Genomic DNA, 26,520 nt, shown 5'->3' with positions numbered 1-26,520 from the left:
CGAATGACAGACGGCGCTGGCGGTGCTTCTTCAGCGTTTCGCTGATGGCGCATTCTTCACATAGGTATCGAACCAGTTGAGCATTTCCGACACCAGCTGCTCATTGGATTCCAGCGCGGTATACCAGTGCGGTTCGTGCGGCAGCATCACCAGGCGGGTGGTGCCGCCATTGCCGCGGATCGCCTGGAACAGCTTGCGCGACTGGAACGGCTCGGTGCCCGGGTTGGCATCGTCTTCGCCGTGGACCAGCAGCAGCGGCAGCTTGATCTTGTCGGCGTAGAAGAACGGCGAGGCCTTGAGATACACGTCCTGCGCCTGCCACACCGAGCGGCGTTCGTTCTGGAAGCCGAACGGGGTGAAGGTCTTGTTGTACGAGCCACTGGTGGCGACGCCGGCCTTGAACAGATCGGTATGCGCGATCAGGTTGGCGGTCATCAGGCCACCATGGCTGTGACCGGTCACGCCGATCCGGTTGCGGTCGACCACGCCCAGGTCCACCGCCTTGTCCACCGCGGCCTTGGCATCGGCCTCCAGCTGTTCCAGGTAGGTGTTGTAGGCGGTTTTCGGGTCGCCGACGATCGGGAACGAGGCATTGTCGATGATCGCGTAACCGGCCAGCAGCATCAGCCGGTACGGCGCCAGGCGAGTGAAGGTCTGCTGCGAGCCCGACACCTGTCCTGCCTGTGCGGCGTTGGCGAAGTCCGCCGGGTAGGCATACAGGATTGCCGGCACGCGCTGGCCTTCCGTGTAGCCCGGCGGGGTGTACAGGGTGAACGACAGATCCACCCCGTCGGCGCGCTTGTAGGTGACCAGGCGCTTCTTGATCTGGCGCACTTCCGGGGTCGGATCCACCAGGTGGGTCAACGCGGCCGGCTTGGACACGACCTGCGCTTCGCCCGGCTTGGCGTCTGGGACGTCCTCGCCAAGCAGGCGCACGAACGCATTCGGCGCATCGGTCACCGACTGGTGCCACGTGAGGAGGTGGCCTGGGATGGCGCTGAAGCCGATGAACTGCTCGTAGGCATCGGCATCGCTGCGGAACAAGCGCTCGGTTTTCAGGCTGCCGAGGTTGAGCGCGTCCAGGAAGGGACGATCGCCCTGCGGCGAAGCACCCTGCCCACGCAGGAAGACCGTGTTGCCTTCCTGACGCACCACGTAGGCGCCGTTGGGCAGGCGCTGGTACACAAAGTTGCCCGGGTCCTCGTACAGCTCATCGCTGGAGAGATCCCACAGCAGGCGACCTTCCTGCTTCGGGTTGTCGACGTTGACGATGCGGGTCTGGCGCCAGTGGCGGTTCTCGTCGTTCTCATCCAGGAAGGCAACGTCCGGCTGCGCGGTCCAGGCCAGGCCTTCGAAACGCTGCGCGGTGCGGGCGATTTCGGTCGGCTTGGCGGTGAACGGCGCCTTGAGCATCAGCACGCGGTCGCGATGCGGAACGGTGACTTTCCAGTCGCCCTTGTCCAGGGCTTCGGCATAGACCAGCGTGGCCGGATCGGTGGCGCGCCAATCGAAATCGCGCGGGCCCTCCGGCACGCCATGCACCGGCACGCGGTCGGCCAGCGGCAGGCTGGCGATCGGCGTGCTGCGGCCGCTGGTGATATCCAGCACGGCCACGTCATTGGCGAAACGCTGGTAGGTCACTGCATGCGAGAACGGCGCCTTGAGTGTCCTGGTGAGCACATGCACGCCATCCGGGGCAGCTCCGACGCTGTCCAGCAGCGCCGGGGCGCCGACGGTACGCACGGTGTTGGAGGCGGTATCCACCACCGCCAGCTGCGATTGGCCGTAATAGGCGAACAGCGCTTCGTCGTAGGCACTGGTCAGCGTATCGCGGGCTTCATAGGTGCTGCTCTCACCGGCAGTGCCCAGCGACTCCTGGATGTCCGGGCCGATCGCACCCTCGGCGCTCGGCGCCGGACCCTGCTTTGACGGTACCAGCTTGACCAGCAACTGCTGGCTGCCGCCCAGCCACTGCACGGTGCTGCCGAAGATCGGATTGAGGGCCACGTTGGGCACCTGGCGGATCTGGCCGGTGGCCGCATCGCCGATCCACAACTGCACGCTGTCGGCCACCACGTTCTGGAACGCAAAGCGCTGGCCGTCGGCCGACCACTGCGCCATGCCGGCGCACCCGCTGGGCAACGCCACCTTGGTGGAGCGACCGCTGGCGGTATCGACCACGGTGAAGTCGCCCACGCACGGCGGTATGCCGTAGCCGCCGGGCGTGTCGTGGCGGCTGCGGTTCTTCGGCTCCAGGCGCACGCCGGCCAGCTTCAGATACGGCTGGGCAACGCGGGTAATCGACGGGTAGGTCTGCGTCGTGGTCAGCAACAGGCGCTGGCCGGTCGGGTCGACGCTGGGCGTCGGCGGCGGCGGTGCCTTGAGCACCTTGAGCAGGCTCTCCGGCGGCGTGGCGTAGCCGGCAACGGCGGGTGTGGCAAACAGCAGGCCGAGGGTGGCAACGGCCACGGCCGCAGCCAACGAAGTACGACGGATCAGCATCCTTATCCCCTTGCAGTGTCAACGAGTGCCCGCTCAGGGGCATGGCCCGAATCTAGCACCGCTGGGCCCGATGTGAATGGGCCGGAAGGACCAACCGCCCGACACCGCAAAGCGAGGACTTCGAAGGCGCCGGATCACCCGGCTCCACTCCTGCGCGTACGCAGCCCCGGTTCGAGCCCGTGGCTGGGCCGTGCCCGATCATTCCCTGGCGCGAGCGAAATGCGCCGTGCGCAGCACCGGCTGGCCGTCGCGGAAGTAGGCCTCGGTTTCGGTCAGCACCGTGCCGTCGGCGCTGACGGTGTACACACGGGTGGAGCGCGGAATGTCCTGGTAGATGAACTGCATCACCAGTACCCCGGGGGCGGGCATCTTGCCGGCCACCCGATCCACCGGGTAGCTGCCGGTGGCCGGCGCGGGCGTGCCATCCAGCCGCATGGTCGAGGTGGCCTCCAAGCGGTTGCCGCCGTGCTCGACGATGGCCACCTGCGAGGACCACCGGTCGCCGGGCAGCTCGGCGAACGCCAGGCTGACGCTCTGCGGCCGGGCCTCGGGTGGCATCGGCAGCGAGGCCACATCGAGGGTCCAGCGCCCTGCCAGCGGCGAGGCGGCAAACGTAGAGGACGCAGGCAACAGCAACAGCGCGAATGTTGCAGCGACGAGCTTGTTCATACGGCCTCCATTGGGGGGGCAAGAAGATTTCCTGCCTTCTAGACGCCGTCAGGCAGCGGGTCAAGACGCACCGCACGATGGCCGGCTAGAATGCCGCATGCGAACCGTGCACGCCCTCCGCTATGTCACCCCGCTGCGCGAAGGAGGCTCCCTGCCGGCCGTGGTCGAGACCGACGACGACGGCATGGTGGTGCTCAAATTCCGTGGTGCCGGCCAAGGACCGAAGGCGCTGATCGCCGAACTGATCGCGGGTGAGATCGCGCGTACGCTGGGCCTGCCGATTCCGGAGATCGTGTTCGTCGAGCTGGACCGCGAGTTCGCCCGGACCGAGCCGGACCCGGAGATCCAGGACCTGATCCGTGCCAGCGAAGGCCTGAACCTGGGCAGTGATTACCTGCCCGGCGCGATCAACTACGACCCGGCCGCAATGCAGCCGGATGCCGAGCTTGCCTCGAAGATCGTGTGGTTCGATGCGTTCACCAGCAACGTGGACCGCACCGCGCGCAATCCCAACCTGATGGTCTGGCATCGCAGGCTGTACCTGATCGACCATGGTGCGGCGATGTACTTCCATCACGACTGGGCCAGTGCCGGCGAGGCCTGCAGGAAGCCGTTCGTGCTGATCCGCGATCATGTGCTGCTGCCGTTCGCCACGCAGATCGCCGAGGTCGATGCCCCTCTCGCGCTGATGCTGCCCGATCAGGAGATCGAGCGCATCGTCGGCCTGGTGCCGGAGAGCTGGCTAGTCGACGAACCCGCATTCGACAGCCCGGCCGCCTACCGCCAGGCCTACATCGATTACCTGCAACACCGCCTTCGCGCACGCGCGGCCTTTGTCCAGGAGGCCGTCCGTGCCCACGCTGCATACGTATGACTATGCGGTGATCCGCGTGGTGCCCCGCGTCGAACGCGAGGAGTTCATCAACGTCGGGGTGATCGTGTCCTGCCCGGGCGCCACCCATCTGGAAGCGGCGATCGAGCTGGACCTGGAGCGGCTGCGTGCCTTCGCCCCGTCACTGGACATCGAAGGCCTGCAGCCATGGCTGGACGCGATCGTCGCGATCTGCCGCGGCGACGCGAACGCCGGACCGATCGCGCAGCTGCCGGCCCGTGCCCGTTTCCATTTCCTCACCGCCAAGCGCAGCTCGGTGGTGCAGATGTCGAGCACGCATGTCGGCCGTACAGCCGAGCCGGCAGGCGTGGTCGAGCATCTGATGCGGAAGATGGTGCGCGTTCCGACGTAGCGCCGGGCCCTGGCCTCACCCCTTCGGCAACGCATAGGCGATCACGTAATCGCCGGCCGGGGTTTCCATGAAGTGATGCCCGCCGGCCATGATGACCACGTACTGGCGCCCGCCGAACTCATAGATCATCGGGTTGGCCTGGCCGCCGGCCGGCAGCTTGGCATGCCAGAGTTCCTTGCCGGTCTTCAGGTCGATCGCGCGCAGCAGATCATCGGTTGCCGCCGCGATGAAGATCAAGCCACTGGCCGTCACCACCGAGCCGCCGTTGTTGGGCGTACCGATCTCGATCGGCAGGCCAGAGCGGATGCCGAACGGGCCGTTGCCGCGGGCGCTGCCGAACGGGCGGTCCCACAGCGTCTTACCGGTACGCAGGTCGACCGCACGGATGCCACCGTACGGCGGCTCCTTGCACAGCAGCTTGGTGAACGGCAGGCGCCAGCCAGCGTTGACGTCGATGGCGTACGGCGTGCCCACCTGCGGATCGCCCGCCCCTTCGGCGCCGCCCTTGTCGGCGGTCACCTCTTCGCGCGGCAGCCAGCCCAGCTTGTCCGCCTTCTCGCGCGGCACCAGCCGGTTGTAGTTGGGCATGTCGTTGTAGTTGGCCACGATCACGCCGCGGCGCGGATCCACCGCCACGCTGCCCCAGTCCGAGCCCCCGTTGTAGCCGGGATACTCGATGGAATGACGGTCCGCGGTCGGCGGTGTGTAGAAGCCTTCGTAGCTGGCCTTGCGGAATTGGATGCGGCAGACCAGCTGGTCGATCGGGGTCATGCCCCACATGTCGCGCTCGGTCAGGTCCGGCTTGCGCAGCGTGTGATACAGCGAGAACAACTGGGTCGGTGAGCGCTGTTCCGGCTCCACCCCGCCAGTGGGCACCTTGCGCTCCTCGGCCGGGGTCAGCAGTTGGCCAGTGCGACGGTCGAGGACGTACATGTCGCCCTGTTTGGTCGGCAGCAGCAGCGCCGGCACCTTGCCGGCGGCGGTCGGATAATCGATCAGGGTCGCCTGCGAGCCCATGTCGTAATCCCAGACATCCTTGCGCACCGCCTGGAAGTGCCAGGCTGGCTTGCCGGTATTGACATCGATGGCGACCAGCGAGGTGGCATAGGTGTTTTCGTTCTCGGTACGCGAACCACTCCAGTAGTCGCCGGCCGAGTTGCCCATCGGCAGGTAGACCAGCCCCAGCTCGTCGTCGCCGGTCGCGGTGGTCCACATGTTCGGGGTGCCGCGGGTATAGGTCTCACCCGGCGGCGGCGCGCCATTGCGCTCGGGTCGCACCATGTCCCAGGCCCAGCGCAGCTTGCCGGTGACGGCATCGTAGGCCTGGATCACGCCCGAAGGGGCGTCGCGGCGCTGGCCATCCAGCACCTGGTGGCCGGTCACGATCACGCCCTGCACGATCGCCGGCGGCGAGGTGATGGAGACATAGCCGGCCGGGCTGTCGCCCATGCCGACAGTGATATCGACCTGGCCGTTGTTGCCGAAGCCCATGCACGGCTTGCCGGTGGCGGCGTCGACCGCGATCAGCCGACCATCCAGGGTGCCTTCGATGATGCGGGCGGCACAGGCACCACGCGGCACCTGGGTCAGCACCGGCACGCCACTGGGCACGGCCAGGTCCGCGGCCACATCGTTCAACGCCACGTCCTGCGCGGTCGCGGGCACTTCGTAGTAAGAAACGCCACGGCAGGCGGCCGTATACGGAATGGACTTGTCCTTGATCTTCGGGTCGTAGCGCCAGCGCTCGGTGCCATCGGCCGCGTTGAGCGCGACCAGTTGATTGCGCGCGGTGCACAGGTACAGGCTGTCGCCGACTTTCAGCGGCGTGGTTTCCGCCCCCCAGCGCTTCTCCGGCAGGTCGCCGGTGCGGAACAGCCAGGCCTGCTCAAGCTTGGCCACGTTGTCCGGGGTGATCTGCTGCAGCGGCGAGAAGCGCGTCGCCGCGTTGTTGCGGCCGTAGGCGGCCCAGTCGCCATCCACCGGGCGGTCGGCCGGCTGCAGCGGGGCGTCGGCCGTGGGCGCCAAGCCGGTGCTGGTCATCGGCTCGGGGAACGCGCCCTGTGCCTCGGTGACGCCGTGCGGCACGAAGGCCAGGGTAAAGGCGGCCACGAACACCAGCGCCAGAACCCCGGCGATGCCGCGCGAGACCTTGCGCGACACCGGGCGATCCAAGGTCGGCAGCAGCAGCGACAGCACGAAGCCGATGGCCACGATCAGGCCCAGCCGCGGCACCCAGCGCCAGTAGTTGCTGCCCGACTCCCACCACGTCCACAGCAGCGTGCCGACGAACACCAGCGCGAACCACAGCGCGCCGCTGTAGCGGCCCCGCCACAGCTGCACGCCGGAGATCACCAGGCCGACCCCGGCCAGCACGTAGTACCAGGAACCCCCGAGGCTGGCGAGCCAGGCGCCGCCTGCGGTGAATACAACGCCCAGCAACAGAATGACAATTGCCAGCACAGCCACCAGCCAATGGCGGGGGCGGCGGGTCTGCGTCGTGGTGGACATCGGTTTCTCCTGAAGCGCGAAGATCGCCGACGTTGCCGCCGGCCCCGCGGCTCTTATCCCACCGGGGTCGTGAACGTTGCGCGTTCTTTGCTACAGCCGCCAACGTTGGCACAGCCGACGATGAAAGCGTGCACTGCCCCTGCCCCACAACGAAAAACGCCGGCATATGCCGGCGTTCTTCGTGTCACTACCGCAGGGCTTACGCCTCCGGTGGTGCCACCACCGGGCTGGCCTCGACGGCCGCCGGCGCCTCTTCTTCCACACCCTCGTCCAGCGAGGCATCCATGCGTTCAACCGCCTGGAGCTTCTCTTCCTTGGACAGACGGATCAGGGTCACGCCCTGGGTGTTGCGGCCGACGCGCGAGATCTCCGAACCACGGGTGCGCACCAAGGTGCCACCATCGGAAATCAGCAGCACTTCGTCGCGCGGCCCCATCAGCACCGCACGCACCAGCTTGCCGTTGCGTTCGGTGGTCTGGATGCCGATCACGCCCTGCGTCCCACGGCCCTTGCGCGGGTAATCCGGCAGCGGGGTGCGCTTGCCGTAGCCGTTCTCGGTCGCGGTCAGGATGTACAGCGCGTTGTCATCGTCGGCACCGTTCTCGATCACGGCATCGCCGCCGTCGATCACGGTCTCGTCGACCTGGCTCTCATCCTCGTTCTCGTCCTCGCTGCCGCCGGCACTCTCGGCCACGATCAGGCTGACCACTTCCTCGCCCTTGGGCATCTTGATGCCGCGCACACCGGTGGCGGTACGCCCCATCGAGCGGACCTTGTCCTCCCCGAAGCGCACCGTCTTGCCGTTGGAGGCGAACAACAGGATGTCGCGCTCGCCGTCGGTCAGGCCGACGCCGACCAGCGCATCGCCCTCATCGAGGTTGATCGCGATCTTGCCACGCGCCAGGCGGAAGGCGAACTCGCTGAGCGGGGTCTTCTTGACCGTGCCGTTGCGGGTGGCGAAGAACACGAACTGGCCTTCGGCATACTCGCGTACCGGCAGCACAGCCTGGACCCGCTCACCGGCTTCCAGCGGAATCCAGTTGATGATCGGGCGGCCACGGGCATTGGAGCCAGCTTCCGGCAACTGGTGCACCGGCAGCCAGAACACCTTGCCCGCGCTGGTGAAGGTCAACAGCGTGTCGTGGGTGTTGACCAGCCACAACTGCTCGATGAAATCCTCTTCCTTGGTCGACGCGGCGCTGCGGCCACGGCCACCGCGGCGCTGGGCCCGGTAGGCGCTGACCGGCTGGCGCTTGGCATAGCCGGCATGCGACAACGTGACCACCACGTCTTCCGGGGCGATCAGGTCGAGGATGTCCAGGTCTTCTTCGCTGTGGCGGATCTCGGTGCGGCGCTCGTCGCCGAACTCGGTACGCACGTTGATCAGCTCTTCGCGGATGACCTGCAGCAGACGGTCCGGATCTTCCAGGATGTGGATCAGCCCGGCGATCGTTTCCAGCAGCAGCTTGTACTCGTCGGTCAGGCGGTCCTGCTCCAGCCCGGTCAGGCGATGCAGGCGCATTTCCAGGATCTGGGTCGCCTGGATCTCGGTCAGCTGGTAGCCGCCCGCGAGCAGGCCCACGCCCTTGGGCAGATCATCCGGACGCGAGGCTTCGGCGCCGGCGGCGCCCAGCATCGAACCGACCAGGCCCGGCTCCCACAGGCGGGCGAGCATGCGTTCGCGCGCTTCGGTGGGGTTCGGCGAGGTCTTGATCAGTTCGATCATCTCGTCGATGTTGGCCAGCGCAACGGTCAGGCCTTCCAGCACGTGCGCACGCGCACGCGCCTTGCGCAGCTCGAACACGGTGCGGCGGGTGACCACTTCGCGGCGGTGGCGCACGAAGGCCTCGAGCATCTGCTTGAGGTTCATCAACTGCGGGCGGCCATCGACCAGCGCCACCATGTTGATGCCGAACACCGACTCCATCTGGGTCTGCTGGTAGAGGTTGTTCAACACAACTTCCGCCGACTCGCCGCGCTTGATCTCGATGAAGATGCGCATGCCGTCCTTGTCGGACTCATCGCGCAGTTCGCTGATGCCTTCGAGCTTCTTTTCCTTGACCAGCTCGGCGATCTTCTCGATCAACCGGGCCTTGTTCACCTGATACGGGATCTCGGTGACGATGATCGATTCGCGGCCGTTATCCGCCACTTCGACCTCGGCCTTGGCGCGGATGCGCACACGGCCGCGACCGGTCCGGTACCCGGCGACGATGCCGGCGGTGCCGTTGATGATGCCCGCGGTCGGGAAGTCCGGACCGGGGATGAACTCCATCAGGCCGTCGACGTCGATCTCGGGATTGTCGATCAGCGCGATGCAGGCATTGATCGACTCGGTCAGGTTGTGCGGCGGGATGTTGGTCGCCATGCCCACCGCGATACCGGCCGAACCGTTGACCAGCAGGTTCGGGAACCGGGTCGGCATGACCGTCGGCTCCAGTTCCTTTTCGTCGTAGTTGGGCTGGAAATCGACCGTTTCCTTGTCGATGTCCGCCATCAGCTCATGGGTGAGCCTGGACATGCGGGCTTCGGTGTATCGCATCGCTGCGGCGGAGTCGCCGTCGACCGAACCGAAGTTGCCCTGGCCGTCGACCAGCATGTAACGCAGCGAGAACGGCTGTGCCAGACGCACCAGCGTGTCGTACACCGACTGATCGCCATGCGGGTGGTACTTACCGATGACGTCACCGACGATACGCGCCGACTTGAAGTAAGGCTTGTTGGCGTGCGCGTTGAGCTCACTCATCGCGAACAGCACGCGGCGATGCACCGGCTTGAGGCCATCGCGCGCATCCGGGAGTGCGCGCCCCACGATCACGCTCATCGCGTAATCGAGGTAACTCTTGCGCATCTCGTCTTCCAGGTTGACCTGGATGATTTCCTTGGCGGTTTCTGCCATTCGGGTTCCGTTGTCTGGTAGCGGTCCAGTCCGTCACGACCGCCCTTTCGGGGCGGTTGCGCCGGAATCTCGATTAACCGTTGGATTCTACCACAGCGGGCCGTTTTCCGCCCGCTTTTACGGGGGTTTTACCGGCAAGAATCAGGAACTTACGGGGGCGTTGCCGGGAGGCAACCCGCGCGACGCACCCCCGGTAGTGCCGGCCGCTGGCCGGCCCCGGACCTATCCGGCATCGGTGCTGTCCCAGCAAGGATGGCCAGCAGCCGGCCAGCGGCCGGCATTACCAACCACCCCCGCGCAGGCCTCAGCCGAATGCGGCCTGCATATTGGCCACCGTCGGGCTCAGGATCACCCCGCGCTCGGTCACGATGGCATCGATCAGGCTGCCCGGGGTGACGTCGAACACCGGGTTCCAGGCGGCGATGCCCTCGGCCACGGTGCGGGTGCCATCCACGCCATACAGCTCGCCCGGATCGCGCTGTTCGATCTCGATCTGCTCGCCGTCGGCAGTGTCCATGTCCACCGTGGAGGACGGCGCCACGACCATGAACTTCACGCCGTGGTGGCGGGCCGCGATGGCCAGCTGGTAGGTGCCGATCTTGTTGGCGGTATCGCCGTTGGCGCAGATCCGGTCCGCGCCCACGATCACCCACTGCACCGCGCCGGTCTTCATCAGGTGCGAGGCGGCCGAGTCGGCGATCAGGGTGGCATCGATGCCGTCCTGCTGCAGCTCCCACACGGTCAGGCGGGCACCCTGCAGCCACGGCCGGGTCTCGCCGGCGAACACGCGGGCGATGCGGTGCTGGGCCATGCCTGCGCGGATCACGCCCAGTGCGGTACCGAAGCCGGCGGTCGCCAGCGAACCGGTATTGCAATGGGTGAGCACGCCGCTGCCCGCCTCGATCAGGCCGGCACCCAGCGCGCCCATGTGGCGGTTGGCGGCCAGGTCTTCCTCGGCGATCGCCTGGGCCTCGTCAGCCAGTGCCTGCTTCCAGTCGGCACCAGCCGGAGCCAGCGCGCGACGCATGCGCGCCAGCGCCCAGGCCAGGTTCACGGCAGTCGGACGCGAGGCGTTGAGGCGCTGCAGGGCCGGTTCCAGCTTCAACAGCGCCTGCGCGCCATCGTCGGCCTGGACCTCGTTGGCCGCCAGCACCACGCCCCAGGCGGCGGCAATGCCGATCGCCGGTGCGCCGCGCACGGTCAGCGCGTGGATGGCCTCGGCGACGGCATCGCTGTCGCGGCACTCCACGTGCTCGACGATGAACGGCAGTTTGCGCTGATCGAGCAACTGCAGGCTCTCGCCGGTCCACAGGATCGGGCGGATGTGGTCGTAACGGGCGTAATCGATGTCGGTGGATGCGTTCATCGGGCCATTGTAGCGGCGCGCCGATGCAGGCGGAATCGCGTGCTCAGTTGACCGCGAACTCAGCGCGGCAGCCCTTGTCGACCCACACCCCGCGGCTGTCCCAGCCCCAGCTGCTGCCCTGCTCGCAGGGGGTGCCGGAGAGCTGCTTGGACAGAGTGACGCCGTGGGTGATGCCTGCACCACAGAACCGGCGCTGGCGGGACTTGGATTCACAGACCAGCAGGCGCGGCACGTTGAGGAACCCGCTGCCGTCGGCCGCACCGACTTCAAACTCGCCCTGGCAGCCACGGGTCACCCAGATCTCATTGCGGCGATAGCCCCAGCTGTGGCCTTCGCGACACGGCAACGCAGTGAGCTGGCGCAGCAGGCGGACCGGTGCGCCCTGCAGCACGACCGGGCAGTTCTGCGGGCGTCCGCTGGATTCACAGCGCACCACCCGGCGGGTACGTCGCTCGCCCTCGGCACGGGGCACCGCGGCCACGGTGCGTGCGCGGAATTCGGCACGACAGCCCAGGGTGACCCAGACGCCGGAGCGATCGGTGCCCCACTCCGAGCCACGCACGCAGCTGTTGTCGGAGAGCTGGCGGATCAGATCCACCCCGCCCTCGGTCGGCACATCGCAATGCACCCATTCCATGTCGCGCGATTCACAACGCACTACCTGGCCGGCATAGCCGCCCGCCTGCGCGAACGCCGTTTCAGGCATCAGTGCAGTCCACAGCAACATCGGCCACAAGGGCATGCCCACGCCTACCAACAGCTTCATCAACACGATCCCCGCCACGCCTGAACAATCACATGACCCACCTTCGGACATCCGGTGTGATCAGAGCATCATCATGCAGCCCGTGCAAGACGCGAATGCGTCAAAACGACTCAGGCGTGGGCGAAATCAAAGGCCAGTACGTCGGCGATGCGGCCGGTGCGGTTCATCGCCATCAACAGGCGGTCGACACCCACCGCGACACCGGCGCAATCGGGGAGGGCCGGGAGGGCCGCGAGCAGGTGTTCATCCAGTGGCGGAAGGACAGCGCCGCGCGAGGTGCGCAGGGCATGGTCACGCTCGAACCGCGCGCGTTGTTCAGCCGCATCGTTCAGTTCGTGATAGCCGTTGGCCAGCTCCACACTGCCCAGATACAGCTCGAAGCGTTCGGCCAGCGGCGGCGTGCCCCGCCGGATCCTGGCCAATGCCGCCTGGGTGGCCGGCCAGTCATGCACCACCGTCATGGTGTCGTCACGGAAGTGCGGTTGGATGCAGTGGGTCATCAGCAGATCCAGCCAGTCGTCGCGGGTCAGTCCATCGGCATCGATGCGGACCCCGGCCAGCGGCGCCTGCAGCTCCTCCAAACGGGCCGCGAATGGATCCAGCCCGACATGTCGCCGGTAAAGACCACGGTAATCGATGACCTCCAAGGTCGCCTCGCGCTGGACCAGATGCAGCGCGTCGCGCACCAGTGCAGCCGTCTCCTCGATCAAGCGACGGTGGTCCCAGCCGACCCGGTACCACTCCAGCATGGTGAACTCGGGATTGTGGCGGCCACCGGCTTCACCGTTGCGGAACACACGGCCCAGCTCATAGCAGTCCCCCACTCCGGCCGCGAGCAGCCGTTTGAGCGGAAACTCCGGGGAGGTGCGCAGCCAGCGTTGCGGCGTGCCCGCATCGACGTGCCCGCTGAAGCGGGTATGGAAGCTGTCGATGTTCGGCTCGGTGTTGCCCGCCGCAGACAGGATCGGTGTTTCGACTTCGAGCACGTCGCGTGCGGCGAAGAAGCGGCGGATCAGCGCATTGAGCGCGGCACGCTGGCGCAGCGCGCCGATCATGCGCGCGCGTCCTTCAGCCGCTGGGCCAGCGGCAGGGTCAGCAGATCGCGGGTGTCATCCACATAGCCGGTAGCCAGGTACAGACGCCGTGCCAGTTCGTTGTGATGGTTCACTTCCAGGCGCATGCGCTGGACGCCCCGCGCATTGGCGCGTTGTTCGAGGATGGCCAATGCCTGCTTGCCGCGGCCGCGGCCACGCGCGGCATGGCTCAGGTACAGCTCGTCAAGCAGCGCGAAATGACCGCCCTGCTCCAGACTGAAGCCCATCGCCAGTGCGCCATAGCCCACCACGGCGCCGGCCTCGTCCAGCCACAGCAGCACTTCGCCGTTGCGCGGATCGTCCAGCAGCGCCGCCAGCGCATGGCGCACGCGGGTGTCTTCAAAATCGAGTTTGTCTTCGGCGTAGAAATCGCGCATCAACCCGATCAGCAACTCGGTGTCGGCCACGGTGGCCAGGCGGAAATCGAGGGGAACGGTCTGCATGCGGTCTCTCTTGGGGGTCAGGCGGCGGGGCGCGGCAGCCCCGCTACGGATTCAGTGCTGCGCGAGGAAGGCGACCAGCTGGTCTTCGTCCCAGACCGGCACACCGAGTTCCTGGGCCTTGGTCAGTTTGGAACCGGCTTCCGCACCGGCGACCACGAAGGACGTCTTCTTGGAGACGCTGCCGGCCACCTTGGCGCCCAGCGCCTCCAGCCGCGCCTTGGCCTCGTCGCGGTTCATCTGCGTCAGCGTGCCGGTCAGCACGGCGGTCTGGCCGTCCAAAGGCCCTGCGACCTGGTCGGCCTGCTCCGGCGCCAGTGCCAGCAGCTTCTGGCGGTATTCCTCGGCCTTGAGCAGCATCGGGCCGTGGCCCTCGCTGTCGAGCCAGTCGGCCAGCCCGAGGGCTACCTCGTTGGGCAGGCCGGCGGCCACGAAACGCACCGGCTCGGCATCCAGCACCGAGGCCGCATCCGGCAGCATCGCCACCAGCTTCTCCGCGCGCAGCCGGGTGATGCCCGGAATCTCGGCCTCGACCAGCAGCTGCGCGAAATCCAGCCCCTCGCGCAATTTGGCGATCGGTGGATGCACATCGCTGATGCGCACCTGGCCGACCTGCAGCAACGCATCGATCGCGTCCTGGTTGCCGGCCTGCTCGAAGAAGTGGCCCAGCGAGCGCGCGACCTCACCGCCGATATCGGGCACGCGCTTGAACAGCGGCCATGGCAGATGACGGATCAGTTCGAGATCGCCGAACCAGGTCGCCAGGGCCTTGGCCGTGCTCTCGCCGACATGCTCGATGCCCAGCGCGAACAACAGGCGCTCCAGCGTGGTGGTGCGGCTGGCGTCGATCGCGGCGATCAGGTTGTCGGCCCACTTGGTCGCGATCTTCTTCGTGTTCCAGGCGAACGTGGCCGGCATCGCCAGCGCCTGCGCGCGCCACGCCTCGTCGCTGCCATCAAGCTTGAGGATGGCCCTCAGATAGTCGCCGCTGCCTTCCGGCGGCAGGTGCAGGCCGATCTGGCTGGCCAGCGCCTCGGGCGATTCGGCATCCAGCACCAGCTTGAGCTGCAGCAATTGATCACGCTGCAGGCGGTACAGGTCGGCGACCCCGCGCACGATGCCGGCGTCAACCAGGGTTTCGATGTACTTGCCGCCCAGACCGTCGATATCCATGGCACGGCGCGAGGCGAAGTGCGCGATCGCTTCCTTGCGCTGCGCCGGGCAGCTCAGCTCACCTGAGCAGCGCCAGGCCGCCTCGCCCTCTTCGCGGACGATCTCCGAGCCGCACACAGGGCACTGCGAGGGCATCTGCCACGGCGTGGTACCGGCGGGACGGCGGTCGGCGATGACGCTGACCACTTCCGGGATCACATCACCGGCACGGCGCACGATCACCGTATCGCCCACGCGCACATCCAGGCGTGCGATCTGATCGGCATTGTGCAGCGTCGCGTTGGACACGATCACGCCGGCCACGGCGACCGGCGCCAGACGCGCCACCGGCGTCGCCGCGCCGGTGCGGCCGATCTGGATTTCGATCGCTTCCACCGTGGTGGTCTGTTCCTGCGCCGGGAACTTGTGCGCGATCGCCCAGCGCGGTGCGCGCGCGACGAAGCCCATCTGTTCCTGCCCGGCACGGTCGTCAAGCTTGTAGACCACACCGTCGATATCGAAGGCCAGGCCATCACGGCGCTCGCCGATGTCGCGATAATAGGCAAGCAGCCCCTCGGCACCGTCCACCACCTGGCACAGGTCACTGACCGGAAAACCCCACCCGCGCAGCTGGGCAAGCGTGGCCGAGTGGGTGGGCGGCAGCTCGCCGCCGTCGACCTGGCCAATGCCATAGGCGTAGAAGCTGAGCTTGCGCTTGGCGCTCATCTTCGGATCAAGCTGGCGCAGCGAGCCGGCGGCGGCGTTGCGCGGATTGGCCAGCGCCTTGCCGTCATGCAGCCGGGCATCGGCGTTGTAGGCCTCGAAGTCGGCGCGGGCCATGTAGACCTCACCGCGTACTTCCAGCACCGCCGGCCACCCTTCGCCCTTGAGCGTCTGCGGGATCACGCTGATCTGGCGCAGGTTGGCACTGACATCCTCGCCGGTGGCGCCATCGCCACGGGTTGCGCCCTGCACGAAGCGGCCATTCTCGTACCGCAGGCTGATCGCCAGGCCATCGAGTTTCGGCTCGGCAGAGAAGTGCAGTGTGCTGCGACGCAGGCGCTCGCCGATGCGGCGCACGAAATCCTGGACCTCTTCATCACTGAAGGCATTGCCGAGCGACAGCATCGGCACCGCATGGCGGACCTCGGCGAACCGCGAGGACGCCTTGCCACCGACCTGCCGGGTCGGCGAATCGGCCGCGGCCAGCTCCGGGTGGGCCTGCTCGATGGCCTCCAGCTCGCGCACCAGCAGGTCGTACTCGACGTCGGGGATCAGCTGCTCATCGCGCTCGTGGTATGCCTTGCCGGCATCCTCGATCTGGCGGCGCAGGACGTCGGCACGTGCGGCGGGACTGGGGGTCATGCGGGAGGCGATCCAGGTGGGGCGTTCAATTTTACCCCTCCCCCCGCTCCTGCGCGCAGTGAAGAACACTTGCCGCCGATCTGCAGGGGCGCTAGCGTGCGCCGACCCTCCCGTTTCCGGTGCCCCGTGACCCCTGCCCTCGCCGCTTCCCGTCGCTCGTTCCTGCAGCTGGCCGGTACCGGCCTGGCACTGTCCGGCCTGGGCGTCCTGCCTGCATCGGCCACGCCGACGCGTGCGCTTCCGGCAAGCACCGGACCGGTGCTGCTCAACTTCAACGAATGCCCGTATGGACCGTCACCGGCCGCGCAGCAGGCGGCACGCGACATCATCGCCAGCAGCGGACGCTATCTGTTCGGCCTGGCCGGCGAGCTGCGCGACCTGTTCGTGCAGCAGGAAGGCATCGGCAAGGAGCACGTGCGGTTCTACCCCGGCTCGAGCGAGCCCCTGAACCGGGCTGCCGTGCTGTGGACCTCGGCGAGCGCCGGGCTGGTCGTGGCCGACCCCACCTTCGAAGCGCTGGGCGACCTCGCCGCGGCGCGCGGGGCGACGGTGGCCAAAGTGCCGCTAGGCGCGGATGGGGCACACGACGTTCGCGCGATGGCCGAGGCCGCCGCACGGATCAAGGCGGGCCTGCTGTATCTGTGCAACCCGAACAATCCCACCGGCTCGATCACGCCGGCGGCCGACATCGCCTGGCTGCTGGCCAACAAGCCGGCGCAGACCCGCGTACTGGTCGACGAGGCCTACCTGCAGTACAGCGAGCAGCGCTCGGTGATCGCGCAGGTGGTGCAGCGCGACGATGTGATCGTGCTGCGCACCTTCTCCAAGCTCTACGGCATGGCCGGGCTGCGCCTGGGGGTGGCGGCCGCGCATCCGGACCGGCTGAAGGAACTCGCCAGCCTGGGCGACAACCCGCTGCCGGTCACCGCGATGGCGGCGGGACTGGCGAGCCTGCGTGATCCGGGATTGATCGCGCAGCGCAAGGCGGACAACGCAGGGGTGCGGCAGGCCACGATCGGCTGGCTGGGCAAGCGCGGCTTTGCCTGCGTGCCGTCGGAAGCAAACTGTTTCGTGGTCGATGTGCAGCGCGACGGCGCGGCGTTTTCCGCGTCGATGGCCGAGCACGGCGTGGTCATTGGGCGCAGCTGGCCGATCTGGCCGCAGCGGGTGCGCGTGACGGTCGGCACCGAGGCCGAGATGGCGCGGTTCCGTGCGGCATTCGACGCGGTGGTCAGCCCGAACAGGTAGAGCCGACCGTCGGTCGGCTCTACGGCAATCACCAGCGCGGTGCCTTGGTCAGCGGCGGGGCCTGGTGCTGGCGGTCGTAAGCACGCAGCTCGTCACGGATGTGCGCGATGCGTTGGCGGCCCAGCGCGTTGCGGCTGTCGTCCAGCACCACGCCGTCGAGCAGCTCGCCCATGCGCTGTACCGTCGGCAGCATCTTTTCCCAGGCGTCCAGCGCGGTCAGCGGCGCCGGCAGGGTCAGGAAGAAGGCGATTGCCGGGGTTTCCATCTCGCGGATGTTCCCCATGTCGAAACTGCCCGGCTTCATGATGCTGGCCATCGAAAAGATCGGGCCGCGCTCGGGGTGGCCTTCGACCAGGCGATGGAAGACATTCATGTGGCCAAACACCAGGCCCGTCTTTTCCGCCGCCACGACGATGTCTTCGCCACGCAGCTGCTCACCCGCACGCGCGGCGACGAACAACGAGACGATCTTGTCGAAATCCTGGGTAGCACGCTTGCCCAGGTCGCTCGCCGGCGCGGCGTCCACGTCCGGCAGGCCCAGCTCGGGCTGGGTCACGCCGTCTTCGCCCACCACGGGCGCAGCGCCCTCGGCCGGGCCTTCGCCCTCGCCCAGCACGGGCTCGCGGCGCTGGCCGCTGGTGCCTTCGGCACCCTCGACGCGGCGGCCCTGCACTTTCTTTTTTGGACGGCCAAACAGGAAGATCGCAGCGATCAACAGCAGGCCGGCGGCCAGGATGCCGATGCGGAGCAGTGCCATGTCGGACATTCGGGGGTCTCCGGCTAAATCATTCAGGTACTTAAGGATGGCACGTCAGGCCGCGCCCGCCAATCGTGCGGCTTCCTCCAGGTCGACACTGACCAGTCGGCTGACGCCCGGTTCGCGCATGGTCACGCCGGAGAGCTGGTGGGCGGCTTCCATCGTGGCCTTGTTGTGGCTCACCAACAGGAACTGAACCTTCTCGCTCATCTCCTTGACCATGTTGGCCAGGCGGCCGACGTTGGCTTCGTCCAGTGGCGCGTCCACCTCGTCCAGCAGGCAGAACGGTGCCGGGTTGAGCTGGAAGATCGCGAACACCAGCGCCACCGCGGTCATCGCCTTCTCGCCACCGGACAGCAGCGAGATGCTCGACACCCGCTTGCCCGGCGGCCGCGCCATGATCGCAACACCGGTGTCGAGCAGGTCTTCACCTGTCAGCTCCAGATAGGCATGGCCGCCACCGAACAGGCGTGGATACAGCTGCTGCACGCCGGCGTTGACGCGGTCGAAGGTGTCCTTGAAGCGGCCGCGGGTCTCGCGGTCGATCTTGCGGATGGCGTCTTCCAGGGTCTCCAGCGCGGTGGTGAGGTCGGTGTTCTGCGCGTCCAGATACTCCGAACGCTGCGAGGCCTCGCCATATTCCTGGATGGCGGCCAGGTTGACCGGCTCCAGGCGACGCATGCGGCCATCGATCTGGTGCACGGCCTGCTCCCAGTCGGTGACCCGCGCATCCTCGGGCAGGCCATTGATCACGTCCTGCAGCACGAAGCCGGCCTTCTCCACCGAGGCCGACAGCTGATCGGCACTGAGCACCAGCGCCTGCTGGTCGAGCTTGCGCTGGGAAATGCGCTCGCGCTGCGCCAGCGCCTGTTCGTCGCGCTGGTGGCGGGTCTGTTCGAACGTGCGCAGCTCGGCATCGATGCCGTCCAGCAACGTACGCGCCTCACCCAGCACACGGTCGGCGCGCACGCGCTCACCCAATGCGTTCTGGTGCTCGGCTTCAAGCGTCTTGACCGGTGAATCGCCCTCGTCCAGCTGCGAATGCAGCTCGCCCAGGCGCGTATCCAGCTGCCCACGCTGCGTGCTCATGCGTTCCAGCGCCTGGCTCAGCGAGGCGATCTGCGCGCGTTGCGACTCCAGGGTCAGCGCCAGCGAATGCGCCGCTTCGCGCACGTTGCGGGCTTGGTCGCGGGCCTGGTCGCGCGCATCGGTCAGCTGGCGGCGCTCGCCTTCCAGCGCGGCGCGGACCGATTCCAGGTCGCCCATGCTGGTGACCGCATCGTCCAGCCGCGAGCGGGCTTCGCGCACCTGCTCGCGACCGGCGTCCAGCGTCTCCAGCAGCTGCACCAGCTCGCCTTCGATGCGGTCGATGCGGGTGCGCGCGGCTTCCACCTTGCCCTGCTGGCTCTGCAGCTGGCCACCGAGCTCGGAGACACTGCGATGGGCCAGGTACAGCTGGCGCTGTGCGTCTTCGCGCTGCTGCTCCCCGGCCAGCAGCTGGTCACGGAAGCCGGCCAGCTGCTGTTCCAGCGCTGCTTCGCGGTCCTGCAACGTTTCGATCTGCTCGCGCAGGGTGACGATCTCGCGCTCACGCAGCAGCGCACCCTGCTTGGCCGCACCCGAGCGCGACACGCGCACCCAGCCCTCGCCCAGCCGCTCGCCACCACGGGTGATGACCGAGTCGCCCTCGCCCAGCGTGGCCTGCAGTGCGCGCGCGGTCTCGAGATCCTCGGCGGCATGCAGGCGTGCCAGCAATCGCCGGATCGCGGTCGGGCCCTGCACTTTCGCGGCCAGCGAGGTCGGCGCGACGTCCAGCGCCTCCTGCTCGGCCGACACCAGCGCGATGCGGCCTTCGCCAAGCTCGCCCAGCGCGTCCACCAGCGACTCCGGCGCATCCACCAGCACACCCTCGATCAGCTGACCGAGCGCGCTTTCCACTGCATTTTCCCAACCGCTCTCCACCGTCAGGCGCTCACCAACGCGCGCGCCGGAATCCAGCCCACGCGCCTTCAGCCATGCCACCGCCGCGCCCTGTTCCTGGCCCAGTGCGGCCTGCTGCAGGGTCTCCAGCGACGACAGCCGGCCGCGGGCGGCCTGGGCCTGCTTGCGGATCTCGGCCAACTCGGTCTGCCCGGTGCGCTGGCGGTCCTGCAGCCCGGCCACGGCGTGCTTGCGTTCTTCCACCTGCTCATTGAGCGTATCCAGCGAGGCCTTCTGGGTCTCGTGCTGGAGGTGCAGTTCTTCGAACATCTCGGCCAGGGCGTCCAGATCCAGCCCGGCGCGCTCGGCCTGCAGCGACTCGCGGCGGCGGTCGGCTTCCAGCACCTGGCGATCCAGGTAATCGACACGGGTGCGCTCGACTTCGCCGGCGCGCGAGGCCTCCGACGTGCTGCGGGTATGGCTTTCCCAACGCTGCTGCCAATCGGCCAGCCGGGCCTCGGCATCGCGCAGGGCTTCCTGCTTGATCTCGTTCTCTTCCTGCAGCTGCTCCAGGCGCGGCTCGGCATCGTCCACCGCCTCGCGCAACACCATCAGCTTCGCCTCGTCGCCACTGATGTGCTGGCCCAGATCGGCCAGCGCCTGCTGCGCTTCATCGCGCGCCTTGTTCAAGCGCTGCGACATCTCGCGCTGATGCTGGATCTGCTGCTCCAGGCGGGCCAGCGTGCTGCCGACCTGGTAGACCTCGGCCTGCGCGGTGTTGAGCGCATCGGACGCCTCTTCGCGGCGCAGGCGGCTGGTTTCGATGCGGGCTTCAGCGTCACGCTGTTCGGCGATCAACTGCTGCAGGCGCGTTTCCTCGCGCGACAGCGCTTCGCGCAGGCCGCCCAGGCGGCCATCCAGCCCACGGTATTCCAGCGCCTTCCACTCGGCGTCCTTGACCTTGCGCTCTTCCTGCAGCCCCTGGTACTGCTCTGCCTGCCGCGCCTGGCGCTTGAGGTGTTCGAGCTGTTTGCCGATCTCCTCGCGCAGGTCGTTGAGGCGGTCCAGGTTTTCGCGGGTATGCCGGATGCGGGTCTCGGTTTCCTTGCGGCGTTCCTTGTACTTGGAGATGCCAGCGGCTTCTTCCAGATACACGCGCAGGTCTTCGGGCCGGGCTTCGATGATCTTGCTGATCATGCCCTGCTCGATGATCGAGTAGCTGCGCGGCCCCAGGCCGGTGCCGAGGAACAGATCAGTGATGTCGCGGCGGCGGCACTTGGTGCCGTTGAGGTAGTAGTTGCTGCTGCCGTCACGGCTGACGGTGCGCTTGACCGAGATCTCGTTGAACGAGGCGTACTCGCCGGTGATGGTGTGGTCGGTGTTGTCGAAGATCAGTTCGACGGCGGCCTGCGAGACGGGTTTGCGGGCGGAGGAGCCGGAGAAGATGACGTCGGTCAGCGAGTCGCCACGGAGTCGGCTGGCGGAGCTTTCGCCCATGACCCAGCGCACGGCGTCGATGATGTTCGATTTGCCACAGCCATTGGGGCCCACCACGCCGGTCATGTTGGTCGGCAGGTGCAGCGTGGTCGGATCGACGAAGGATTTGAATCCGGACAGCTTGATCGTGGACAGACGCATGGCGTGATGGTTTTCCGGGCAAAGGTCTGGGCGGACCCCCACCATGGTGGATTACGGGGCGGATTTACGCTTCAAGCCATTGATGTTGCAGGGTTTCAATGGCCCCAGGGGCGACGCGTTAGCCTGAGTATAACGGGGCGGGTGTTCAGCGGGCTGCGGGGGGCGGATGCCGGGGCGGCCTCGACCTGCGCCAAGCTGAAGCCGAAGCCGAAGCCGAAGGCAGAGGCAAAGGCAAAGGCAAAGGCAAAGTCCTCATTTCAGCTTGATGCGAGGCGGGACGCCGTGGGTGGGGTAGCGGGACCCGCCGTAAACCCGTCCATGGGGGCTCGTAATGCGCCATCCATGGCGCCTTACGGTCCCGCTACCCCACCCACGCCATCCCGTACACACATGGCTGGTGTGCAGGCTAACAACCGAGGCAGAGCAGTCTGACCGGAACGGACCTGATCTGGATTCGAGCAGAACGACTCAAGTCGAGCCGGGCCGCCATTATCTGCGCGTCGGAATGGGGGAGCCACGCCATGCGTGGCTGGGCGACGGAGGACGGGGACGGGAAAGCAAGAGCTCCACGCATGGCGTGGGCCTGCCCAGGGGAGTAGAGCGGGATATGTCCATCACCGGCGCTACCAGCCACACACGGCGGATACCCGCTCTTCCAACCGCCCGCACCGGCCACCTGGCTGGAGGGCGCCGGGTAGCCCGGGCCGGGACCGTAAGGCGCCATGGATGGCGCATTACGAGCCCCCATGGACGGGTTCACGGCGGGTCCCGGCCCGGGCTACCCGGCGCCCTCCCACCCGCACCTTCAAGGCGCCAAGCCGTTGCGTTTGCTGTTGCCATTGCTGTTGCCGTTGCCGCAAGGACACCAGCAAGCGACAAAAACAAAAACGGGCACCCTCGCGGGTACCCGTTTCAGTGACACCCGCCTTTCGGCAGGGATCAGGCCTTTTCGGCTTCCACAACCACCTTGACGGTGGTTTCCACGTCGGCGTGCAGGTGAACAGTCACCTCGTACTCGCCCACGTTGCGGAACGCGCCTTCGCCCAGGATCACTTCGCTCTTTTCCAGCGGCAGGCCGGCAGCGGTGAAGGCTTCGGCGATATCGCGCGGGCCGACCGAACCGTACAGCTTGCCTTCCGTCGAAGCGTTGGCAGCGATGGTGACGCTCTTGCCTTCCAGCTGCGCCTTGCGGGCTTCGGCATCAGCGTGGATCGACTGAGCCTTGGCTTCGTAATCAGCGCGCTTGGCTTCGAACTCAGCCACGTTGGTCGCGGTGGCCGGAACGGCCTTGCCGGTCGGAACGAGGAAGTTGCGGCCGTAGCCCGGCTTCACGTCGACCAGATCGCCCAGACCGCCGAGGTTGGTGACCTTCTGAAGAAGAATCAGCTTCATGATGTAGCTCCAAATATGTATTCGTTAGCGAGGCGCAGGCCCCGCAGCGGATGGCTGTCCGAATATCCGAACGGCAGACCTGGAAACCGCCCGACGCTGGACAGCGCGGGCGGCCAGATCCGCGAAAGCGGCGACCAGAAGGCCGCCAGCCTTCATCAGACGTCGTGGTTGTCGGTGTACGGAATCAGGGCCAGGAAACGGGCGCGCTTGACGGCCGTTGCCAGCTGGCGCTGGTACTTCGACTTGGTACCGGTCACGCGGCTCGGCACGATCTTGCCGTTCTCGGTGAGGTACTGGCGCAGGGTGTTGAGATCCTTGTAATCGATCTCCTTCACACCTTCGGCCGTGAACTTGCAGAACTTGCGACGACGGAAGAACTTGGACATGTCAGTGCTCCTTAAGCGGCCGAAGCGGCGTCTTCGCCGGCATCGGTGTCAGCGGCGGCGGGGGTGGTTTCACCTTCTTCGTCATCACGACGACGACGCTCGCCACGCTCGGGCTTGTCACCCTTCTCGTCCTTGCTCTTCATGATCAGCGACTGCTCGGTGTCAGCTTCGTCACGCTTGATGACGAGGTTGCGCAGCACGGCGTCGTTGAAGCGGAAGCTTTCCACCAGCTCGCTCAGCACGGCCTGGTCGCACTCGATGTTGAGCATGACGTAGTGGGCCTTCACCAGGTTCTGGATCGGGTAGGCCAGCTGACGACGGCCCCAATCTTCCAGACGGTGGATGGTGCCGTTGCCGTTCTCGACCAGCGCCTTGTAGCGCTCGATCATGGCCGGGACCTGTTCGCTCTGGTCCGGATGGACCAGGAACACGACTTCGTAATGACGACTCATGTGTTTTTACCTTTCGGATGTGGCCCTTTGAGGGCCGGACAGCCCCCCGCAGGTGAACGCGGTGGGGCAAGGGTCCTGCCCGGAATCAGGCAGGAAGCCGCGCATTGTGGCAGCAGAAGGGGTTCCAGGCAAGCCAAGCGGGCGGAACAGCCCACCTGGCGGGCGATCAGGCCTTGTCGGCCTCGGTCGTGAAGCTCTCCCCGCAACCGCATTCGGCGGTCGCGTTCGGGTTCCTGAACGTGAAGGTCTCGCTCAGGCCGTGCTTGCCGAAGTCGATTTCGGTGCCGTCGACCAGGCCCAGGCTGGTGGCATCCACATAGATGCGGACCCCGTCCTGCTCGAAGACCGTGTCGCCTTCGCGTTCATCGCGGGCCAGATCGGTGATGTGGCCCCAGCCGGAACAGCCGGTGCGGGTCACGCCGAAACGCAGGCCCAGCGCGCCGGGGGTCTGCTCGACGAACTTCTGCACACGGGCAAAGGCAACAGGGGTAAGGCTTACGGCCATGACAGGCAACTCCAGCGGATCGTGATCATTATAGAGGGTACGGCGCGACCTGGCCTTGACGGCCGCATCTGCGGTTCACACGGTGCGCAGCCCCGGCGCGCGCGAAATGCCTCGCAAGCCGAACACCGCACCCGTTAAACTCCGCGTTCAGAGATCGAGTCGATCAACAGAGGATTCAAGTCATGACGGTGGTCAGCGTTGAACATGCGCTTGCCGGGAAGATCCCGGAAGGCGGCGAGGCAACAGTACGCGGATGGGTCCGCACGGTGCGCGGCTCTGCGGCGCTTGCCTTCGTCAATGTCACCGATGGCTCCTGCTTCGCCCCCATCCAGGTGGTGGCCAATGACACCCTGGCCAATTTCGACGACATCAAGAGCCTGACCCCGGGCTGCTCGGTGATCGCCCGCGGCACCCTGGTCAAGTCCCAGGGCAAGGGCCAGTCCTTCGAGATCCAGGCCAGCGACATCGAGATCGTCGGCCTGGTCGAAGACCCGCTGACCTATCCGATCCAGCCCAAGCCGATGAGCCCGGAGTTCCTGCGGGAAGTGGCGCACCTGCGCCCGCGCACGAACCTGTTCGGTGCGGTCACCCGCATCCGCAACTGCCTGGCCCAGGCCGTCCACCGCTTCTTCCACCAGAACGGCTTCAACTGGATCAGCACCCCGATCGTGACCACGTCCGATGCCGAGGGCGCCGGCCAGATGTTCCGGGTCTCGACCCTGGACATGGCCAACCTGCCGCGCAACGAAAAGGGCGAGGTGGATTTCAGCCGCGACTTCTTCGGCAAGGAAACCTTCCTGACCGTGTCCGGCCAGCTGAACGTCGAGGCCTATTGCCTGGCGCTGAGCAAGGTCTACACCTTCGGCCCGACCTTCCGCGCCGAGAACTCCAACACCACCCGCCACCTGGCGGAATTCTGGATGATCGAGCCGGAAATCGCCTTCGCCGACCTGGCCGAAGATGCGCGCCTGGCCGAGCAGTTCCTGAAGTACCTGTTCCGTGCGGTGCTCGATGAGCGTGGCGACGACCTGGCCTTCCTGGCCGAGCGCGTCGACAAGAACGCGATCACCAAGCTGGAAGGCTTCATCAACGCCCCGTTCGAGCAGATCGACTACACCGAAGCTGTGAAGCTGCTGCAGAAGGCCGACAAGAAGTTCGACTTCCCGGTCGAATGGGGCCTGGACCTGCAGACCGAACACGAGCGCTGGCTGACCGAGGAACACATCGGCCGCCCGGTGGTGGTGACCAACTACCCCGAGCACATCAAGGCGTTCTACATGCGCCTGAACGACGACGGCAAGACCGTCGCAGCGATGGACGTGCTGGCCCCGGGCATCGGCGAGATCATCGGCGGCAGCCAGCGCGAAGAACGCCTGGATGTGCTCGATGCACGCATGGCGCAGTTCGGCCTGGACCCGGCGCACTACGGCTGGTACCGCGATTTCCGCCGCTACGGCTCGGTGCCGCACGCCGGCTTCGGCCTGGGCTTCGAGCGCCTGGTGGTCTACGTCTGCGGGCTGAGCAACATCCGCGACGCGATCCCCTACCCGCGCGCACCGGGCAGCGCCGAATTCTGATCGACCTACGGAGGCACTGAACCATGACCCTGTTCTTCGCGCTGTGTTTCGTCGGCGTGGCGATCGCCGGGTTCAGTGCCTTCGTGATCTTCTGGCCGCTGACCCTGGTTCACATCCGCGACCGCCACCCGGTGCTGGCGGATCGCTTCGGTACGGGCGCGTTCCTGCGCCCGGATGCGCTGCGCTGGCTGCTCGGCCGCGATTATCGGCAGAGCAGCGACCGCTCGCTGACCGGCCTGGCCACGCCGGCCTGGCTTTCGCTGCTCACCCTTCTTGCCGGACTGGGCATGGCTGCCCTGCTCTGGCTGCTTTCGATGGTAATGACATGAACGACGACACCTCCCACCGCGACGAGTGGTTCCTGGCCAGCCTCGGCAACATGCTGATCTGGGCCCGCCTGCGGGTCCGCCCGGCCGGTACCGCCGAGGTGCTGGACAGCGATGGCAACACGCTGAGCTACGATAGTGAAGACACCGCACGCTCGCAGCTGTTCGACGCCGAGTTCGTCGCCTACGACGGCCTCGATGAAGAAGATGCCCTGGTGCGCGGCTTCTCGCTGCATGAAGTGCAGCCGCCGCAGGCCGACAGCGACGATGCCCTGCACGGGCGCATGATCCAGAACCTGGGCGCCCGCGCGTAA

At 66.9% G+C, this 26,520-nt stretch carries 21 protein-coding genes; 6 read left to right on the top strand and 15 right to left on the bottom strand.

Annotated features, from left to right (window positions below; translation table 11 throughout):
* Positions 1-30 precede the first annotated feature (30 nt).
* Positions 31-2,502: a S9 family peptidase gene (locus tag AC07WC_RS13835; RefSeq protein WP_495210497.1), complete on the bottom strand. Its 2,472-nt coding sequence runs from the start codon at positions 2,500-2,502 to the stop codon at positions 31-33.
* 198 nt (positions 2,503-2,700) lie between these two features.
* Positions 2,701-3,171: a LuxR family transcriptional regulator gene (locus AC07WC_RS13830; protein ID WP_495210496.1), complete on the bottom strand. Its 471-nt coding sequence runs from the start codon at positions 3,169-3,171 to the stop codon at positions 2,701-2,703.
* A gap of 97 nt (positions 3,172-3,268) precedes the next feature.
* Here AC07WC_RS13830 and AC07WC_RS13825 point away from each other — a divergent pair, with 97 nt between their 5' ends.
* Both AC07WC_RS13825 and AC07WC_RS13820 read left to right on the top strand, forming a co-directional pair.
* A complete protein-coding gene (locus AC07WC_RS13825) occupies positions 3,269-4,045 on the top strand; it encodes a HipA family kinase (protein ID WP_495210495.1) in 777 nt (258 codons plus the stop codon).
* Complete coding sequence (locus tag AC07WC_RS13820; protein ID WP_495210494.1) at positions 4,023-4,415, top strand: DUF3037 domain-containing protein; 393 nt, start codon at positions 4,023-4,025, stop codon at positions 4,413-4,415. The genes AC07WC_RS13825 and AC07WC_RS13820 overlap by 23 nt, the downstream gene beginning before the upstream one ends.
* Before the next feature lie 15 nt (positions 4,416-4,430).
* Here AC07WC_RS13820 and AC07WC_RS13815 read toward each other — a convergent pair whose 3' ends face one another.
* The 7 genes from AC07WC_RS13815 to ligA form a co-directional block, all read right to left on the bottom strand.
* Positions 4,431-6,923: a membrane-bound PQQ-dependent dehydrogenase, glucose/quinate/shikimate family gene (locus tag AC07WC_RS13815; protein WP_495210493.1), complete on the bottom strand. Its 2,493-nt coding sequence runs from the start codon at positions 6,921-6,923 to the stop codon at positions 4,431-4,433.
* Positions 6,924-7,122: 199 nt separating this feature from the next.
* Positions 7,123-9,822: a DNA gyrase subunit A gene (gyrA, locus tag AC07WC_RS13810; protein ID WP_495210492.1), complete on the bottom strand. Its 2,700-nt coding sequence runs from the start codon at positions 9,820-9,822 to the stop codon at positions 7,123-7,125.
* A 304-nt stretch (positions 9,823-10,126) separates the two neighbouring features.
* Complete coding sequence (mtnA, locus tag AC07WC_RS13805; RefSeq protein ID WP_495210491.1) at positions 10,127-11,188, bottom strand: S-methyl-5-thioribose-1-phosphate isomerase; 1,062 nt, start codon at positions 11,186-11,188, stop codon at positions 10,127-10,129.
* A 43-nt stretch (positions 11,189-11,231) separates the two neighbouring features.
* A complete protein-coding gene (locus AC07WC_RS13800; RefSeq protein WP_495210490.1) occupies positions 11,232-11,954 on the bottom strand; it encodes a DUF3011 domain-containing protein in 723 nt (240 codons plus the stop codon).
* A 110-nt stretch (positions 11,955-12,064) separates the two neighbouring features.
* Positions 12,065-13,009, bottom strand: a complete 945-nt coding sequence (gene epmA, locus AC07WC_RS13795; protein ID WP_495210489.1) for an EF-P lysine aminoacylase EpmA — start codon at positions 13,007-13,009, stop codon at positions 12,065-12,067.
* A complete protein-coding gene (locus AC07WC_RS13790; RefSeq protein WP_495210488.1) occupies positions 13,006-13,491 on the bottom strand; it encodes a GNAT family N-acetyltransferase in 486 nt (161 codons plus the stop codon). Before AC07WC_RS13790 ends, epmA begins: the two co-directional genes overlap by 4 nt.
* A gap of 51 nt (positions 13,492-13,542) precedes the next feature.
* The gene (gene ligA, locus AC07WC_RS13785; RefSeq protein WP_495210487.1) at positions 13,543-16,005 is read right to left on the bottom strand and encodes an NAD-dependent DNA ligase LigA; all 2,463 of its coding nucleotides are present in this window, start codon (positions 16,003-16,005) and stop codon (positions 13,543-13,545) included.
* Between the two features lie 126 nt (positions 16,006-16,131).
* On the opposite strand from ligA, the gene AC07WC_RS13780 reads away from it, so the two are divergent.
* Entirely contained in the window at positions 16,132-17,253 is a 1,122-nt protein-coding gene (locus AC07WC_RS13780; RefSeq protein ID WP_495210486.1) for a pyridoxal phosphate-dependent aminotransferase, read from the top strand.
* A gap of 28 nt (positions 17,254-17,281) precedes the next feature.
* On the opposite strand, the gene zipA is transcribed toward AC07WC_RS13780, so the two are convergent.
* From zipA to AC07WC_RS13750, 6 genes are all read right to left on the bottom strand, one after another.
* Positions 17,282-18,019 (bottom strand): cell division protein ZipA, encoded by a 738-nt coding sequence (gene zipA, locus AC07WC_RS13775; protein ID WP_495210485.1) that lies wholly within the window; start codon positions 18,017-18,019, stop codon positions 17,282-17,284.
* Between the two features lie 45 nt (positions 18,020-18,064).
* Positions 18,065-21,568 carry a chromosome segregation protein SMC gene (gene smc / locus AC07WC_RS13770; RefSeq protein ID WP_495210484.1) on the bottom strand — a complete coding sequence of 1,168 codons (3,504 nt, stop codon included), beginning with the start codon at positions 21,566-21,568 and terminating at the stop codon, positions 18,065-18,067.
* Between the two features lie 939 nt (positions 21,569-22,507).
* Positions 22,508-22,960, bottom strand: coding sequence for a 50S ribosomal protein L9 (gene rplI / locus AC07WC_RS13765; RefSeq protein WP_019184347.1), 453 nt, complete (start codon positions 22,958-22,960; stop codon positions 22,508-22,510).
* A gap of 155 nt (positions 22,961-23,115) precedes the next feature.
* A complete protein-coding gene (gene rpsR / locus AC07WC_RS13760) occupies positions 23,116-23,346 on the bottom strand; it encodes a 30S ribosomal protein S18 (protein WP_002804494.1) in 231 nt (76 codons plus the stop codon).
* 11 nt (positions 23,347-23,357) lie between these two features.
* On the bottom strand, positions 23,358-23,798 hold the full coding sequence (gene rpsF, locus AC07WC_RS13755; protein WP_019184348.1) for a 30S ribosomal protein S6: 441 nt from the start codon (positions 23,796-23,798) through the stop codon (positions 23,358-23,360).
* A 166-nt stretch (positions 23,799-23,964) separates the two neighbouring features.
* The gene (locus AC07WC_RS13750; RefSeq protein WP_495210483.1) at positions 23,965-24,303 is read right to left on the bottom strand and encodes a HesB/IscA family protein; all 339 of its coding nucleotides are present in this window, start codon (positions 24,301-24,303) and stop codon (positions 23,965-23,967) included.
* A 182-nt stretch (positions 24,304-24,485) separates the two neighbouring features.
* Here AC07WC_RS13750 and asnS point away from each other — a divergent pair, with 182 nt between their 5' ends.
* From asnS to AC07WC_RS13735, 3 genes are read left to right on the top strand one after another with little or no spacing between them, the layout of a single operon-like run.
* A complete protein-coding gene (gene asnS, locus AC07WC_RS13745) occupies positions 24,486-25,880 on the top strand; it encodes an asparagine--tRNA ligase (RefSeq protein ID WP_088434174.1) in 1,395 nt (464 codons plus the stop codon).
* 23 nt (positions 25,881-25,903) lie between these two features.
* Entirely contained in the window at positions 25,904-26,209 is a 306-nt protein-coding gene (locus AC07WC_RS13740) for a hypothetical protein (RefSeq protein WP_495210482.1), read from the top strand.
* Positions 26,206-26,520, top strand: coding sequence for a hypothetical protein (locus tag AC07WC_RS13735; RefSeq protein ID WP_495210481.1), 315 nt, complete (start codon positions 26,206-26,208; stop codon positions 26,518-26,520). Before AC07WC_RS13740 ends, AC07WC_RS13735 begins: the two co-directional genes overlap by 4 nt.

The sequence above is a fragment of the Stenotrophomonas sp. GW821-FHT01H02A genome, from assembly GCF_059422145.1.
Note: the sequence above shows the minus strand (reverse complement) of the source record. Positions and strands in the feature narration are given on the sequence as shown.